At 73.3% G+C, this 15,876-nt stretch carries 11 protein-coding genes and 1 riboswitch; of the genes, 3 read left to right on the plus strand and 8 right to left on the minus strand.

Translation table 11 applies throughout. The features are described 5' to 3' along the window. Window positions 1–183: 183 nt before the first annotated feature. Window positions 184–2,568, plus strand: coding sequence for a glycoside hydrolase family 9 protein (locus tag ACFVDM_RS10995; RefSeq protein WP_383636151.1), 2,385 nt, complete (start codon window positions 184–186; stop codon window positions 2,566–2,568). A gap of 134 nt (window positions 2,569–2,702) precedes the next feature. Beyond that, a complete protein-coding gene (gene manD / locus ACFVDM_RS11000; RefSeq protein WP_383636154.1) occupies window positions 2,703–3,917 on the plus strand; it encodes a D-mannonate dehydratase ManD in 1,215 nt (404 codons plus the stop codon). Between the two features lie 40 nt (window positions 3,918–3,957). Here the strand turns inward: manD and ACFVDM_RS11005 are convergent, their stop codons facing one another. Beyond that, window positions 3,958–5,745 (minus strand): ABC transporter ATP-binding protein, encoded by a 1,788-nt coding sequence (locus ACFVDM_RS11005; RefSeq protein ID WP_383636157.1) that lies wholly within the window; start codon window positions 5,743–5,745, stop codon window positions 3,958–3,960. Window positions 5,746–5,801: 56 nt separating this feature from the next. Further along, window positions 5,802–7,037: a benzoate/H(+) symporter BenE family transporter gene (locus tag ACFVDM_RS11010; protein ID WP_383636160.1), complete on the minus strand. Its 1,236-nt coding sequence runs from the start codon at window positions 7,035–7,037 to the stop codon at window positions 5,802–5,804. Window positions 7,038–7,182: 145 nt separating this feature from the next. On the opposite strand from ACFVDM_RS11010, the gene ACFVDM_RS11015 reads away from it, so the two are divergent. Next, on the plus strand, window positions 7,183–7,743 hold the full coding sequence (locus ACFVDM_RS11015) for a helix-turn-helix domain-containing protein (RefSeq protein WP_383636163.1): 561 nt from the start codon (window positions 7,183–7,185) through the stop codon (window positions 7,741–7,743). 8 nt (window positions 7,744–7,751) lie between these two features. On the opposite strand, the gene ACFVDM_RS11020 is transcribed toward ACFVDM_RS11015, so the two are convergent. The 6 genes from ACFVDM_RS11020 to ACFVDM_RS11045 all read right to left on the minus strand — a co-directional run bounded on the left by ACFVDM_RS11020 (window position 7,752) and on the right by ACFVDM_RS11045 (window position 15,748). After that, window positions 7,752–8,531 (minus strand): glutathione S-transferase C-terminal domain-containing protein, encoded by a 780-nt coding sequence (locus ACFVDM_RS11020; protein WP_383636166.1) that lies wholly within the window; start codon window positions 8,529–8,531, stop codon window positions 7,752–7,754. Between the two features lie 221 nt (window positions 8,532–8,752). Further along, window positions 8,753–8,818: a putative leader peptide gene (locus ACFVDM_RS11025; RefSeq protein WP_383636772.1), complete on the minus strand. Its 66-nt coding sequence runs from the start codon at window positions 8,816–8,818 to the stop codon at window positions 8,753–8,755. A 39-nt stretch (window positions 8,819–8,857) separates the two neighbouring features. Beyond that, window positions 8,858–9,001: riboswitch (SAM riboswitch) on the minus strand. 115 nt (window positions 9,002–9,116) lie between these two features. Continuing rightward, on the minus strand, window positions 9,117–9,707 hold the full coding sequence (locus ACFVDM_RS11030; RefSeq protein ID WP_383636169.1) for an N-acetylmuramoyl-L-alanine amidase: 591 nt from the start codon (window positions 9,705–9,707) through the stop codon (window positions 9,117–9,119). A gap of 216 nt (window positions 9,708–9,923) precedes the next feature. After that, window positions 9,924–11,273: an esterase-like activity of phytase family protein gene (locus ACFVDM_RS11035; RefSeq protein ID WP_383636172.1), complete on the minus strand. Its 1,350-nt coding sequence runs from the start codon at window positions 11,271–11,273 to the stop codon at window positions 9,924–9,926. Window positions 11,274–11,420: 147 nt separating this feature from the next. Then, window positions 11,421–12,848: an SWF or SNF family helicase gene (locus tag ACFVDM_RS11040; protein WP_383636175.1), complete on the minus strand. Its 1,428-nt coding sequence runs from the start codon at window positions 12,846–12,848 to the stop codon at window positions 11,421–11,423. After that, window positions 12,845–15,748 (minus strand): DEAD/DEAH box helicase, encoded by a 2,904-nt coding sequence (locus ACFVDM_RS11045; protein ID WP_383636178.1) that lies wholly within the window; start codon window positions 15,746–15,748, stop codon window positions 12,845–12,847. The genes ACFVDM_RS11040 and ACFVDM_RS11045 overlap by 4 nt, the downstream gene beginning before the upstream one ends. Window positions 15,749–15,876 lie beyond the last annotated feature (128 nt).

Consider the following 15,876-nt stretch of genomic DNA (forward strand, 5'->3'; position numbering starts at 1 on the left):
CGACGGAACCCCCTGCATCTGAAGTGTTCCTGTCAGAAGTGTTGACAGGTCATCCGGTGGCTGGCTTCATGGGCTCGGTTCATGGGAGCGCTCCCATGAACCGAGCCCCTCCAGATCCCCGCACCGTCCCCACCTCACCGACGTCCGGAAGGGACCGTTCCGTTGCGCCTGTTCACCCTCCCCGTGCCACGAAGACGACCCCGGCCGTCCTCCCCCCGCCGCCTCCGCCGCCCCGGTGTCGTCGCCACGGTCCTCGCCCTCGGCGCCGGCCTCCTGCTGCCGCTGTCCCTCACCGGTCACGCCTCCGCCGCCCCCGCATTCGCCTACGGCGAGGCGCTCCAGAAGTCCCTGCTCTTCTACGAGGCGCAGCAGTCCGGCCCGCTCCCCGACACCAACCGGGTCGGCTGGCGCGGCGACTCCGCGCTCGACGACGGCAAGGACGTGGGCCTGGACCTGACCGGCGGCTGGTACGACGCCGGCGACCACGTCAAGTTCGGTCTCCCGATGGCCTTCTCCGCCACCATGCTCGCCTGGGGCGGCGTCGAGCAGGAGGACGCGTACGCCGCCTCCGGCCAGCTGACGTACCTGCGGAACAACCTGCGCTTCGTCAACGACTACTTCATCAAGGCCCACCCCTCGCCCGACGTCCTGTACGGACAGGTGGGCAACGGCGGCGCGGACCACAAGTGGTGGGGCCCGGCCGAGGTGATGCCGATGGCGCGGCCCGCCTACAAGATCGACGCCTCCTGCCCCGGCACCGACCTGGCCGGGCAGACCGCCGCCGCGATGGCCTCCTCCTCCATGGTCTTCGCCGGCAGCGACCCGGCGTACGCCGCCAAGCTGCTCACCCACGCCAAGCAGCTGTACGCCTTCGCCGACGCCCACCGCGGCAAGTACAGCGACTGCATCACCGACGCCCAGGGCTACTACAACTCCTGGAGCGGTTACGCGGACGAACTGGTCTGGGGCGCGATCTGGCTCTACAGGGCGACCGGTGACTCCGCGTACCTGGCCAAGGCCGAAGCCGCGTACGACGGCCTGTCGACCGAACCGCAGAGCAGCACCCGTTCCTACCGCTGGACCCTGTCCTGGGACGACAGCTCCTACGGCGCCTATGTGCTGCTCGCCCAGCTGACGGGCAAGCAGAAGTACGTCGACGACGCCAACCGCTGGCTCGACTGGTGGACCGTGGGCGTCAACGGGCAGCGGGTGGCCTACTCGCCCGGCGGCCAGGCCGTGCTGGACAGCTGGGGCTCCCTGCGCTATGCCGCCACCACCGCGTTCGCGGCGCTCAGCTACTCCGACTGGCTCACCGGGGACAGCGTCCGCAAGGCCCGCTACCACGACTTCGCGGTCCGGCAGATCGACTACGCGCTCGGCGACAACCCGCGCGGATCGAGCTATGTCGTGGGCTTCGGCGAGAACCCGCCGACCCAACCCCACCACCGCACCGCCCACGGTTCGTGGACCGACCAGATGAACAACCCCGTCGAGAGCCGGCACACGCTCTACGGCGCACTGGTCGGCGGCCCGAGCGCGGCGGACGACTCCTACACCGACGACCGCGCCAACTACGTCAACAACGAGGTCGCGACGGACTACAACGCCGCCTTCACGGGGGCGCTGGCCCGGCTCTACAAGGAGTACGGCGGGGCCCCGCTGGCCGACTTCCCGAAGCCGGAGACCCCCGACGGCCCGGAGATGTCCGTCCAGGCCTCGGTCAATGCCTCGGGCAGCACGTTCACGGAGGTCAAGGCCTATGTCCTCAACCGGTCCGCGTGGCCGGCCCGCGCCCTGACCGACGCGTCCGTGCGCTACTACTTCACGCTGGAGCCGGGCGTCACGCCCGACATGATCAGCCTCACCACCAACTACAACCAGTGCGGCAAGGTCACCGGACCCACCCACGACCAGGGCGACGTCTACCACGTCACGGTGGACTGCTCCGGAACGGACATCGCGCCGGCCGGCCAGTCCGCCTACCGCAAGGAGGTGCAGTTCCGGATCACCTCGGCCGGGGCCTGGGACCCGGCGAACGACTGGTCGTACCCCAGTACCGCCACGACCCCCGGCACCACCCCGGTCGACGCCCCGCACATGGTGCTGCTGGAGGGTGCCGCCCCGCAGTGGGGCAGCGCACCGGACGGCAGCGGGCCCGGCCCCGATCCGACGCCCGACCCGACCGCGACACCGGACCCCACCACGACGCCCGACCCGACCCCGACGCCCGATCCCACGGATACCCCCGGACCGGCCGGATCCTGCGCGGTCACCTACCGGGTGAGCCAGGCCTGGGGCAGCGGCTTCACCGCCGACGTCTCGGTCCGCAACACCGGGACGGACCCGCTCGACGGCTGGGAACTGGGCTTCGACTTCGGCGGCGGCGAGAAGGTCGCCAACGCCTGGAACGCCACGGTCTCCCAGACCGGCACCCGGGTGACGGCGAAGAACGCCGGGCACAACGGAGCCGTGCCCCCGGGCGGCACCGTCTCGTTCGGCTTCCAGGCCACCGGCGCGCCGGGCACCGACCCGGACGCCTTCACCCTCAACGGAACGACCTGCGGCTGACGCCGCGCGAGACGCCGTCCCGGCCCGTCCGGGGCGGGGCGGCGTCCGGGGCGGGCTTGATAGCTTGACCGTCGCACGACGGCGGCACGGGCCGATCCGGGAACCGGCCGCCCGCCCACCGAAAGAGAACACGCATGAAGATCGTCGACGCGAAGGTCGTCGTCACCGGCCCCGGACGCAACTTCGTCACCCTGAAATTGACGACCGACGACGGCCTCACCGGACTCGGCGACGCCACCCTCAACGGGCGGGAGCTGGCGGTCGTCGGCTATCTGACCGAACACGTGGCGCCCCTCCTCACCGGTCTCGACCCGCACCGTATCGAGGACACCTGGCAGTACCTCTACCGCGGCGCCTACTGGCGGCGCGGCCCGGTGACCATGGCCGCGATCGCCGCCGTCGACGTCGCCCTGTGGGACATCAAGGCGAAGGCCGCCGGACTGCCGCTCTACCAGCTGTTGGGCGGGGCGAGCCGCGACCGCGTCGCCACGTACGGCCACGCCAACGGACGCGACATCCCCGAACTCCTCGACTCCGTGCGCGCCAGGCTCGCCGAGGGCTACCCGGCCGTCCGCATCCAGACCGGCATCCCCGGACTCAAGGCCGTGTACGGGGTGTACAACCAAGACGACAGCGGCGCGGCCGTCGCCCACCAGCAGACCCGGCCGCTGGTCGAGGACTGGGACACCGACGCCTATCTGCGGCACACCCCTGCCGTCTTCGAGGCCGTGCGCGCGGAGTTCGGCGCCGAACTGCCGCTCCTCCACGACGCCCACCACCGCCTCACCCCGATCCAGGCCGCCCGGCTCGGCAAGGACCTGGAGCCCTACCGCCCCTTCTGGCTGGAGGACTGCACACCCGCCGAGAACCAGGAGGCGCTGCGCCTCGTCCGCCGGCACACCACGACCCCGCTGGCCGTCGGCGAGGTCTTCAACACGGTGTACGACTACCAGACGCTGATCACCGAGCAGCTGATCGACTACGTGCGCTCCGCCGTCACCCACTTCGGCGGGGTCACGCCGCTGCGCAAGCTCTTCGACTTCGCCGCGCAGTACCAGATCAGGAGCGCCGTCCACGGACCGGAGGACATCTCGCCGGTCGGGATGGCCGCCGCCGTCCACCTCGATCTGGCGATCCACAACTTCGGCATCCAGGAGTACTCCGGCCACAACGCCCTGACCGAGCAGGTGTTCCGGCACGCCTACACCTTCACCGACGGGCATCTGCACCCCGGCGAGGAGCCCGGCATCGGGGTGGAACTGGACGAGGCGCTGGCCGCCGCGCACCCGTACGAGCGGGCCTATCTGCCCGTCAACCGCCTCCGGGACGGCAGCGTCCACGACTGGTGAGCCGCGGCGCCGGCCGTCCCGGCGCGGTGGGGGAGGGGTGTCACGCGGGCTGGAGTCCCGCGTAGACGCCGTCCCGGCCGATGAGTTCGGCGTGGGTGCCCACCTCGGCTATCCGGCCGCCCTGCATCGCGACGATGCGGTCGGCGCCCTGGATGGTGGAGAGCCGGTGCGCGACGACGAAGACGGTCCGGCCGTGCACCAGCCGGGACAGGGCCTCCTGGACCAGCGCCTCGGAACGGTTGTCCAGGGCCGAGGTGGCCTCGTCCAGCACGAGCACCCGCGGATCGCGGATCAGCGCGCGGGCGATCGCCAGCCGCTGCTTCTGGCCGCCGGAGAGCCGGGCGCCCCGCTCGCCGACCACCGTGTCCAGGCCGAGCGGCAGCTTCTCCACGAACTCCAGGGCGTTGGCGTCCGCCAGCGCGCGCATCAGCGTCGCCTCGTCGGTGTCGCCCATGCCGTAGGTGACGTTGTCGCGGATGGTGCCCTCGAACAGGATCGACTCCTGCGGCACGACCGACAGGAACCGCCGGTAGCTGCGCAGGTCCAGTCCGGCCATGTCGGTGCCGTCCAGCAGGATGCGGCCCGAGGTCGGGCGGATGAACCCGATCAGGAGGTTGAGGACGGTGGACTTGCCCGCGCCCGAGGCGCCGACCAGCGCGATGGTCTCGCCGGGGCGCGCGGAGAGGGTGAACCCACTGACGGCCGGTTCGGCGTCCTCGTAGGCGAAGCCGACGTCCTCGAAGTCGATCCGGCCGGTGACCCGGTCGACCTGCGCCTTGCCGGCGTTCTGTTCCAGGTCCGGTGCCTGGAGGACCTCGCCCGCCGAACGGACCGACTCCAGGCCCTTGGTGAGGATCGGGGCGAGCCCCAGCAGTGTCGTCACGGAGCCGGTGAGCACGGTGAAGAAGGCGCTGAGCATGACGACGTCACCGGGGGTGACCGGCATCCAGCCGTGGTAGGCGACCAGCGCGGACCCGGTCAGGCACAGCACCCCCAGGGTGTTGAGGATGACCCAGGCCAGGGAGCCGAATCGCCCGTTGACCATGTCGAGGCGCAGCCCCGCCACGAAGACCTGGCGCAGCGAGCCGTCCACCCGGCCGAGCGCGGTGCGCTCCAGCCCGTGTGCCCGGGTGATCGGGATCAGCGTGGTCATCTCACCGACGCGCGAGGAGAGTTGCTCGACCTCGCGGCGGAACGACTCGTTGTGGCTGCGCAGCCGGGCGCGCAGTTTCATCACCAGGAATCCGGCCGCGGGGACGACGACGAGGAAGACCGGCAGGAAGGCGGGGACGCGGATGCCGATGACGACGAGGCCGCCGATCAGTGTGACGACGGCGCCGAGCCCCATGTCGGCGCTCTGCTGCATCATCTGCTCCACCGACTCCACGTCGCGGACCACCTTGGCCTGCAGGACGCTGGAGCTGACCCGGGCGTGGTAGCCGATGGAGAGCTGCTGCATCCGCCGGCAGAGCGCCGAGCGCAGGGTGGTGCCCATGCGCCGGATGCTGCCGCCGAGGCAGCGTACGTACCACTGGTGCAGCGGGTAGTTGATGACCAGGATGAAGAGCAGTACGCCGGTGGACTTCCACAGTCCGGACTCCGGACCGTGCTGCACCACGACGTCCAGGACGGTCGCGGTGATCAGAGGAAGCAGCCAGATCGGGCTGTGCTTGACGACGAAGAGGGCGACTGCGAGGGCGAGCCGCCCCCGGTCGGGCCGCAGGAGATGGCCGAGGGTGCGGACCGGGTTCTCGCCGCGGTAGCGGTGGTCGAGGTGGTCGAAGGGTGCCAGGGGGTCGGACGAGAGGGTGGAAACCGCTTTCTGCATGGGGTCATCCCATCGCGGTGCCGCCGTGCGGTGCAACTCCGTTCCACGGTTGCCCGCTAGCGGGCAGGGGCCTTGTCCGGGACCGGGTCCGGGGTCGTCGTCCGTCCCGCGCGGCGGGGGTGTCCGGCCGTGGCGACGGCCGTGGTGACCAGACCGGCCAGCAGGCCCCAGAACGCAGAGCCGATGCCGAGCAGGGTCACTCCGGAGGCGGTGGCGAGGAAGGTCACCACGGCCGCCTCGCGGGAGGCGGGATCGGACAGCGCCGAGACGAGCGAGGCCTCGATGGTGGCGAGGAGGCCGATTCCCGCGATGGCCAGGACGAGTTCGTGCGGCATGGCGGCCAGGAGGGAGGCGACGGTCGCCCCGAGCAGTCCCACGCAGAGGTAGAACACGCCGGCCCAGACGGCCGCCAGGAAGCGGCGTTCGCGGTCGGGGTGGGCCTCCTCGCCGGTGCAGATGGCGGCGGTGATCGCGGCGAGGTTGAGGCCGAAGGCCCCGAAGGGCGCCAGCACCGCGTTGGCCGCGCCGGTCCAGGTCATCAGCGGGGACACCGGGACGTCGTAGCCCGAGCCCCGGAGCACGGCGACGCCGGGCAGGTTCTGGGAGGCCATCGTGACCACGAAGAGCGGGGCGCCGACGCTGACGAGGACCTTCCAGTCGAACTCCGGGGCGGTGAACACCGGGGTGGCGAGGGCGAGCCGGACCGTGCCGAGCTTCCAGCCGCCGGTGAACACGGTGGCCGCCACCCCCGCGGCGAGCGCCACCAGCACCGCGTACCGGGGCAGCAGCCGGCGGGCCAGCAGATAGGCGACGAACATGGGGAACGCGACCGCGAAGCTGCCGTGCATCGTGCTGAACAGCCCGGTGCCGAACCGGAACAGCACTCCGGCCAGCAGGGCGGCCGCCAGCGGCACGGGGATCCGGCTCATCAGCCGGCTGAACCACCCCGTCACGCCGCTGACGAGGATCAGCAGTCCGGAGAAGACGAACGCGCCGATGGCCTGCGGCATCGACACCCCGCTCAGGCCGGTCGTCAGCAACGCGGCCCCGGGCGTCGACCAGGCGGTCACGACGGGTGCGCGGAAGCGCAGCGACAGGCCGATGCTGGTGCAGGCGAGCCCGATGCCGAGGGCGAGCATCCACGAGGAGAGTGCGCGCTCGTCGGCACCGGCCGCCTTCGCGGCGGTGAAGACCAGGGCGGCGGAGCTGGTGACCCCGACCATGACGGCGATCAGTCCGGCGGTCACGGCCGAGGGCGGCGCGGCCGAGCGGATACGGGCGAGCGCGAGCATGAGTGAGCCGCTTTCCTGGTGGGGAGGGGGCCGGGCCCGGCAGGGGCGCCGACAGGCGTTCCGTATACGGAACGTTCTGTTTGTGGAACACTAGAGAGGCGGGCCGACGCCCGTCAACCGGGAACTGCGGAGCGGATGCGGGCCGATGGGGCTGAACGAGGACGTGGGGCGCAGGCTCCGGGCGCTGCGGCGCGAGCGGGAGCTGTCCCTGTCGGAGCTGGCCCGCCGGTCCGGCGTGGGGAAGGGGACGCTCTCCGAGCTGGAGAGCGGCACCCGCAACCCCACCCTGGAGACGCTGTACGCGCTGACCACCGCGCTCGGCCTGCCCCTCAGCGCCGCCCTGGGCGACCCGCCCGCGACGGCCGGCCCCGGCCCCGTCCGCACCGGCGTGTCCGGCAGCGCGGTCACCGCCGTCCTGCTGGAGCGCTACGAGGACGAGGACGGATCGGCCGTCACCGATGTCTTCCGCGTCAGTATCCGCGCGGGCGGCGTCCAGGAGTCCCGGGCCCATGTCCCCGGCACGCGGGAGAGCCTGATGGTCCTGAGCGGCACCGCCGTCGTCGGCCCGCCGGACGCCACCCGCACCGTCGGTCCCGGTGCGAGCGTCCGGTGGCGGGCCGACGTGCCCCATGTCTACGGCGCGCCCGACGGCGCGGTGGAGGGCGTCCTCTTCGTCCGCTATCCCTCGGCGGCCGAGAGCGGCTGACGGACCGTTCAGGCGGCGGCGAGCAGGGCCCCGTACGCCCGCCGGAACGCCGGATGCCCGCCGAGCCGGCGGACGTACGCCTGGAGCCGGGGGTACGCCCCCGGCGCACCGGAGGCGCCCGGCTGGACGAGGGCCGTCCAGAGGTCGACGTCGGCGGCCGTGAGTGCGTCGCCCAGCGCGTACGGCCGCAGCGGGAGCCGGCGCTCCAGCGCGCCGAGCACGGCCGCCCGTCCGCCGGCCTCGGCGAGACCGAGCTCCAGGAGCTCGCGGAGCGCCTCGATGTCGGGGGCCAGGGCGGAAGGGGTGAGTGTGCCGGGGCGGTCGGCCCCCTGGCCGGACACCAGCTCCGCGAGATCACGCAGGATGTCCGGGGTGTGGTTGCTGACGATGCGTCCGCTCCACCGGTCGCGCAGCGCGGGGACGGTCAGCGGGCCGTCGTAGTGGTGCACCGTCGCCTCGTACGCGGCGCGCAGCGAGGCGAAGCCGTCCGGGGAGGCGGCCGGGTGCGTCAGCAGGGTGGTGGTGACGTTCTGATCCGGGCCGAGCAGGTCCAGGGTGATCGAGACGCGCAGTGAGCGCGGACAGCCGGCGGACAGGAAGAGTTCGTAGCGGTGAGGGGCGGGATAGAAGCCGCCCGCGAGACCGACGCCGATCCGGCTGTGGAAGCGCGGTGAGGGAATCCCCGACGGGGGGCGCAGACCCAGCGCGCGGGCGGGGGAGATGGTGGGCGCGGGGGTACGCGGGGGCGTTCCGGTCGTACCGAGGCCGCGCGGGACTGTTTCGGGCATGACTCTCCTGTGGGATCCCTGGAGGAACGACGGAGCCGCCGCCGCGTTCTGGGCGGCGGGACGAGGAAAGGGCGACCGCGCCCGCGCGGGGGTGTGCGGGGGCGCTGGGGACCGGCCGGAGGCCGTCCGTTCGGGGAGCGGACCGGCGGGTGCGGGGCGGTGGGCGGCGGTCCGGCCGGCCGGGACGGCGGCGGGCCGGGCGGACCCGGGGGCGCGGGCGCCTACGAGGCGCTGGCGACGCGCAGCAGGTCGATGTGCAGACGCCTCGTCAATCCGTTCCTGGGCACTTCCCACCGGTCCTGCCGTCGGGGCGCCCGCGGGAGGCGGGGCCGCGCTTGTCCTGTCGCGCCGACAGGACCCGGTCGTCACCCGGAGCACCCCATCGCGGCCGAAGGGTTGCGCGTCAGCGGGCCGGGGCCGATGACCGCGCGGACGGGGAGCCCGTGCGCGCGGCGCTGACAGTCGTGACCGTCCCCGTCAGTCTCGGCCCGCCCGGTGGCGCCGTCAAGGACACCGTCGCCGCTGTCTCGACAGGTGGTCGGTTCCCGTGCGGCGAGGGGGTGTTGAGGAATGCGCGCGACCGGCTCAGCCCGCGCTCAGCAGGTTGACCAGCCGGATGTAGCGCACCCAGTCCCAGTGGCTTCCCGGGTCCGTGTGGTCGGAGCCCGGCACCTCGGAGTGGGCCAGGATGTGCGCACGGTCCTTGGGGATGCCGTAGCGGTCGCAGATCGAGGCGGTCAGCAGGGCCGACTTCTCGTACAGGGCGTTGGTGAAGTACGAGGGCTGGTCCACGTACCCCTCGTGCTCGATGCCGATGCTGCGGGTGTTGTAGTCCCAGTTTCCCGCGTGCCAGGCGATGTTCTTCTCCCGGACGCACTGGTCGATGTAGCCGTCCGAGGAGCGCACCACGTAGTGCGCGGACACCTGTTTCGCCGGGTTCTGGAAGATGGCCACGGCGTCGGAGAACGTCTCCTGGGTGACATGGATGATCACGTACTGGACGGGATACGCCGAAGGGCGGGAGGAGACCGTGTAGTTGGAGGTCGACGCCGGGGCCCAGTGCGCCGTCGGATAGTCCGTGTCGCCGGCCTCGGCCGCGCTGGCCCGGACGGACGAGGGAAGCAGCGCCGCGGCGACGGTGGCCGCGGTGCCCTGGATGATCCTTCTGCGGTCCATGTGTGTACTCCTGGAGGTGGGGGGACGGAGGAACACGGCTCGCACACACGTCCGTTGAACGGACCCCTGCGTCCGATGTCCGGCCGGGCGGTGTGCGCGCCCACCGTACGGGCGTGGCGCGGGCGGCGGAAGACGGCGCGGCGCGAAAACGGGGCGCGCGGACGCGAGCGGGCCGCCGGGCGGGGAACCCGGCGGCCCGAGGAGTACGACGGAGCGTCAGTGTGCCAGCGGGCGCGGCAGTTCGACGGTCGTCACGGTCGTCCTGATCCCGGAGTCGACCAGCCGCCCGTGCGCGTCGAAGGCGCCGGCCCCGTCCGTCATCCCGAAGTCGTTGTCGTTGACGAGGGCCAGGGTGCTGCGGCCGGTCACCGCCACCCCCTCGATCTTGCCGGGCACGCCCGGCACCGTCCCGAGGTCGACGACCAGGCTCTTGCGGAGCACCGGGACGCCGGAGGCCGCCGGGTCCGCCAGCTCCTCGTACGACGGGGAGGAGGCCGGGGCGTCCCAGCGCGACCCCAGGATCCCGGCGCCGCGCGGCAGCGTGACGCGGTGCAGGCGTGCCGTGCGGTCGGTGCGCTCCTCGACGAGCAGGGTGTCGCGGCCGATCGCGACGACGGACGAGACCTTCAGCTCCGAGGTGTCGTCCTCGCCCGGGTCCACGACGTCCACCGGGTCGAAGCGGTAGGCGTACTCGGCGGTGACGGCCTTCTTCTTCGTCGAGAACCGCAGCAGCCGGATGTTGCGCGAGGACTCGCCCGCGTCCTGGTCGGGGAGAGAGAGCGGGCTCTGGACCGCCATCACCAGATCGCCGCCGGGCAGCAGTGCCAGCCCCTCGAAGCCCCGGTTGACCTTCCGGTGCAGCAGGATGCCGGGCAGCGCCTCCACCACGGGGTAGTCGGCGCCCCGCAGATCCAGCCCCTCGGGAACGTAGCGGGTCAGCACCCGCCCCCGCTCCGATACGTGCACGAGTGACGGCCCGTACTCGTCCACCAGCCAGAACGATCCGTCCGCCGCCCGCACGATCCCCTCGGTGTCCAGCCCGTTCGGGTTGTACGGGAGCGGCGTGCCCGCGTCGTAGGTGTACGGCGCCTCGTCGCGCCCGGACTGGTTCGGCAGTCCGGTGACGGGGGCGCCCGACCGCGTGGTCAGGGGGATCGAGCGCACCACCTCGACCTGCCCGCCCGTCACCCGGATCCGGACGATCGCCGGGTCGAACCCGGGCACCGGGAAGGTACGACGCTTGCTGCCGCCGACCTTGATCTGGCCGTTGGGGCCCCGGTCCGTGACGGTCCAGTACTCGCCCGTGCGCCCCGCCGGGTAGATGTCGCTGCCGATGCCGCCGAGCAGGACCCCGCGGTCGTCGTCGACCGTCCCGGGCAGCAGGGCGTTGCTGAAGCCGCCGAGCGGGACGGCGCCGAGCGTGGCGCTCGCCGTGACCCGGGCGGTGGTGCCGGGGCGGTGGTGGCGGTCCTGCGCGCCGGTCGCGGTGCCCGCGGCACACACGGTGCCGAGCAGGGCGAGCGGCAGCCCGGCGGCCAGGGATCGACGGACAACACGCGCGGACATGGGGCCTCCTGAGGGGCAAGGAACGTTTCGCCCGTCAGGTTCCGCGCCGTGCCTCAACGGCCGGTGACATCCAGTTGAACTCAGGGGCGGAACGCGACGACGGGCGGGGGCCGCACCGCACGGCCCCGCCCGTCGCCGGCCCTCCGCTCAGACGTCCACCGCGTCGGTGGCTGCCGCGTCCGCCCACGCCGCCGCCGGATCCTCGTCCGAGGGCCCCGCCGGAACCCAGCGGCCGCCCTCCTTGCGGAACGGATACCAGCGCCCGTCCCGCCCGTTGCGCAACTGCACCGTGCCGTCCGCCGAGGTCCACCGGTTGCGCTCGGCGCGCAGCCGGGGCGCCTCGTCCTCGTCCCAGGCACCGGCGAGACCGGCCCTGGCCCGGATGAGCGCCGGGCCGTCCGGCGTCCACTCCTCGTCGAGCACGGCCAGCGCGGCCGGCCCGCCGTACCGCCAGGCAGCCACCGCCGCCGGCAGGGCGGCGCGCGGCCGGCCGGATCCGGTCGCCAGCCGGCCCGCGATCCACGGCTCCGGCCGGGCCTCGGCCGCCAGCCGCACCGCGTCCTCCCGCGCGCTCGGAGCCTCCGGCACCGGGTGCTGTCCGTGCCCCGCCGACAGCGCCTCCACGAGCATCCGGTGCGCGCGGGCCGCGGCGTCCCGGGCCAGCAGCTCCAACGCCGCAGGATCCACACCCGGTTCGGGGTCGGTCTCCGTGTCCAGCGAGGGGGCCGGGCCCGGTGCGTCGGGAACCTCCGGCACCGGCGGGAGCGGCGGCAGGACCGCCGCGTCCGCGTACGCCTCGTCCGCCGGCACACCGGGCGCTCCGTCCCCGGCCTCCTCACGGGCGTCCGGGATCCCTTCGGTGTCCGGCCCGGAGCGCCCGCCCGCCCGCGCGGCGATCCGCACCTGGAGCTCGTCCAGCAGCCGCCGCTCACCGCGCCCCCGCAACAGCAGGAGCACGAAGGGGTCCTGGTCCAGCAGCCGGGCCACCTGGTAGCAGAGCGCCGCGGTGTGCGGACAGTGGTCCCAGGCCTCGCAGGTGCACTCCGGATCCAGATCGCCGATCCCCGGCAGCAGCTCCACCCCGGCCGCCGCCGCGTCCTCGACCAGATGCGGCGGCATCTCCCGGTCCAGCAGGGCGGCGATGTGCCCGGCCCGGTCGACCGCCATGTCCAGGAAGCGGTCCCACTGCTCGGCGCTCAGTTCCTGGAGCAGGACGTCGCTGCGGTGGCCGCCCGTGTTCCGGTCCCGCACCACGGCGGTGATCCGGCCGGGCCGCACGGACACCGCGCCGACCCGGCCCTCGCGGGCGAACCGGCGGCCCGTCTTGAGCTGCTGGTTGTCCAACGCCGTGTCCTCCAGCGCCTTCAGCCAGGCCCCGCCCCACCAGGACGTCGCGAAGCCGCGGCCCGGGGCGGGCGGCAGCGGGGCGAAGGTGCGCTCGGGACCCGAGGCCGCCCCGCCGGTCCCGTCGCCGCCGGGCCCGCCGTCCTCGCCGTCGCCGAACTCCTCGTCGTCGTAGCCCTCGTCCTCGAACGGATCGGGCTCGTATCCGTCCTCCGGGTATCCGTGTGTCATCGTGCGCCCCCTCGCAGCTCGACCAGATCGGCCAGTTCGGCATCGCTCAGCTCGGTCAGGGCGCTCTCGCCGGAGCCGAGCACGGCGTCGGCGAGCCCCTGCTTGCGGGCCAGCATGTCCGCGATGCGGTCCTCGATCGTGCCCTCCGCGATCAGCCGGTGCACCTGGACGGGCTGGGTCTGGCCGATGCGGTAGGCCCGGTCGGTGGCCTGCGCCTCGACGGCCGGGTTCCACCAGCGGTCGAAGTGCACCACATGCCCGGCGCGGGTCAGGTTGAGACCCGTCCCGGCCGCCTTGAGCGAGAGCAGGAAGACCGGGGCTCCGCCGGACTGGAAGCGGTTGACCATCGCCTCGCGCTCCGCCACCGGCGTACCCCCGTGCAGGAACTGCGTGCTGATGCCGCGCGCCGTCAGATGCCGCTCCAGCAGCCGCGCCATCTGCACGTACTGGGTGAAGACCAGCACACCAGCGCCCTCCGCGAGCATGGTGTCGAGCAGTTCGTCCAGTAGCTCGACCTTGCCCGAGCGGTCCGCGATCCGGGGCTCCTCCTCCTTGAGGTACTGCGCGGGGTGGTTGCAGATCTGCTTGAGCGCCGTCAGCAGCTTCACCACCAGCCCGCGCCGCGCCATGCCGTCCGCCTCGGAGATGGCCGCCAGCGTCTCGCGCACCACCGCCTCGTACAGCCCCGCCTGTTCGGGTGTGAGCGACACCGCCCGGTCCGTCTCGGTCTTCGGCGGCAGCTCCGGCGCGATGCCGGGATCGGACTTGCGGCGGCGCAGCAGGAAGGGCCGCACCAGCGCGCCGAGCCGCTCGGCGGCCGCCGGATCCCCGCCCTCCGCGGCCCGCGCGTAGCGGGTGCGGAAGGTGCCGAGCCGGCCCAGCAGGCCCGGGGTGGTCCAGTCGAGGATCGCCCACAGCTCGGAGAGGTTGTTCTCCACGGGCGTGCCGGTGAGCGCGACCCGCGCCTGCGCGCCGATGGTGCGCAGCTGCCGGGCCGTCGCCGAGTACGGGTTCTTCACGTGCTGTGCCTCGTCCGCGACGACCATGCCCCAGCGCACCGCCGAGAGCCGGGGCGCGTCGAGCCGCATCGTGCCGTACGTGGTGAGGACGAACGCGTCGTCGGCCAGCTCCTCCAGGCTGCGCGAGCCGCCGTGGAAGCGGCGGACCGGGATGCCCGGGGCGAACTTCTCGATCTCCCGCTGCCAGTTGCCCATGAGCGAGGTCGGGCAGACCACCAGGGTCGGTCCGGCCGCGCCCTCCAGGGTCCGGCGGTGCAGATGCAGGGCGATCAGGGTGATGGTCTTGCCGAGGCCCATGTCGTCGGCGAGGCAGCCGCCGAGCCCGAGCGAGGTCATCGTGTGCAGCCAGTTCAGTCCGCGCAGCTGGTAGTCGCGCAGGGTCGCGACGAGGGCGGCGGGCTGTCCGACGGCCGTCTCGCCCTCGGGCCGGGACTCGGGGTCGGCGACCCGCTGCCGCAGACGCTCCAGCCACCCCGTCGCCGAGACCTCCACGCGCCGGCCGTCGACCTCCGTGGAGCCGGTCAGCACGGCGCCCAGGGCGTCGATGGGGGCGACCTTGCGGTCGTGGGTCTCCCGGGCCCGGCGGGCCTGCTCGGGGTCGATGAGCACCCACTGGTCGCGCAGCCGCACCAGCGGCCTGCCCGCCTCGGCGAGCCGGTCCAGCTCGTCGCGTCCGAGTCGCTGCCCGCCGAGCGTGAACGACCAGGTGAACGAGAGAAGGGCGTCGGAGGAGAGCAGCGGTACGGCGTCCGAGGCGTGGAACGCGCGTCCCCCGGTGCGGCGTTCGCCGTCCTCCGGGTCCGCGTCCGCGTCCGCCGGCCCGATCACGGCACGGGCCGTGAGGGTGCGGGCGAGTTCCCGGGGCCAGTGCACCTGGACCCCGGTGGCGGCGAGCGCGGCCGACGCCGGGCCGAGCAGTCCGGCGATCTCCTCGTCCGCGGGCTCCACGGCGTCCGGCACGGCGGCCGACAGCAGGGGCGCCAGCGGCGGCCAGGCCCGCGCGGCCCGGCGCAGCATGAGGAGCGCGTCCATCCGGGCCCGCGGTCCGAAGGCCGCGGCGGCCGGACCCGAACCGGCCCAGATCTCGGCCGCGTCGGCGACCAGCGTGGGATCGCCGACGCCATGGATCTGCGGCACCACGCGGAACGAGGGGCCGTGCGCGCCGTCGGCCTCCGATCCGGCCCGGTCGAGGCCCGCCACCTCGACGCGCAGGGAGAGGCGGACACCCGCGTCGTGCACGGCGGCCACATCGGCGAGCCAGGCCCGTTGACCCGGCACATGCTGCGGCTCCTCGGCGGCGAAGGCCGGTCCGCCCGCGGCCTGCGGGGCCGCCGGGGTGCGCGGCAGACCGTCCACCACCGCGTCGAGGAACGCCCGCAGGAGCCGCTCCGGTTCGGGCAGGAGCAGGGGCTGCGCGAGGGCGTCGACCGGGACCGCGTGCGCGGTCGGGGGCATGGACGCGGCCAGGGAGCGGATCCGGGTCTGGTCGTCGGCCGTCAGCGGGCCGGCCCGCCAGCTGTCGTGGTCGGTCGCGCTGAGCCCCGGCAGCAGCAGTCCGCGCGCCGCGAACTGAAGGGCGAGCAGCCCGGCCGCCCCCCAGAACAGCGCGGCGGGCGAGGCGTGGGAGGCCGTCCGGGCGCGGGTGAGGACGGCGAGGGCGTCGCGGACGGGGAGGATCCGGGCCGGTACGAGCCGGGGCGCCGCGTCGGGACCGGCCACGGTCAGCTCCTCGACCGTGCCCGGCGCCTCCGGCGGACTGCTGCCGTCCGGATACCAGAAGGCGACCCGGCCGGTACGGGAGGGATCCGCCGGCAGGAAGACCACGGAACAGCCGGCCAGGGCGGAGATTTCGGAGAGCGATGCTGCGGGGAGGCGGTGCACAGCGATGGCAGAGTCCTCAAATTTGACTAGTGGAAGGTCGCCGAGGATAGCCCACCGATGGTCGCGGGGGAAGGGCTTCTGGCGTGATCTGCATCACTTGAAAATGTCCTCTATGTCTCCCCGGTGGT

The sequence above is a fragment of the Streptomyces sp. NPDC057682 genome (genome assembly GCF_042799575.1).
Taxonomy (GTDB): domain Bacteria; phylum Actinomycetota; class Actinomycetes; order Streptomycetales; family Streptomycetaceae; genus Streptomyces.

Bases quoted from the DNA above. Each gene is read 5' to 3' on its own strand.
- ACFVDM_RS11040 (WP_383636175.1), bottom strand. From the start codon at position 12,848: ATGACACACGGATACCCGGAGGACGGATACGAGCCCGATCCGTTCGAG.
- ACFVDM_RS11015 (WP_383636163.1), top strand. From the start codon at position 7,183: ATGGGGCTGAACGAGGACGTGGGGCGCAGGCTCCGGGCGCTGCGGCGC.
- ACFVDM_RS11035 (WP_383636172.1), bottom strand. From the start codon at position 11,273: ATGTCCGCGCGTGTTGTCCGTCGATCCCTGGCCGCCGGGCTGCCGCTC.
- ACFVDM_RS11005 (WP_383636157.1), bottom strand. From the start codon at position 5,745: ATGCAGAAAGCGGTTTCCACCCTCTCGTCCGACCCCCTGGCACCCTTC.
- manD (WP_383636154.1), top strand. From the start codon at position 2,703: ATGAAGATCGTCGACGCGAAGGTCGTCGTCACCGGCCCCGGACGCAAC.
- ACFVDM_RS11030 (WP_383636169.1), bottom strand. From the start codon at position 9,707: ATGGACCGCAGAAGGATCATCCAGGGCACCGCGGCCACCGTCGCCGCG.
- ACFVDM_RS11010 (WP_383636160.1), bottom strand. From the start codon at position 7,037: ATGCTCGCGCTCGCCCGTATCCGCTCGGCCGCGCCGCCCTCGGCCGTG.
- ACFVDM_RS11020 (WP_383636166.1), bottom strand. From the start codon at position 8,531: ATGCCCGAAACAGTCCCGCGCGGCCTCGGTACGACCGGAACGCCCCCG.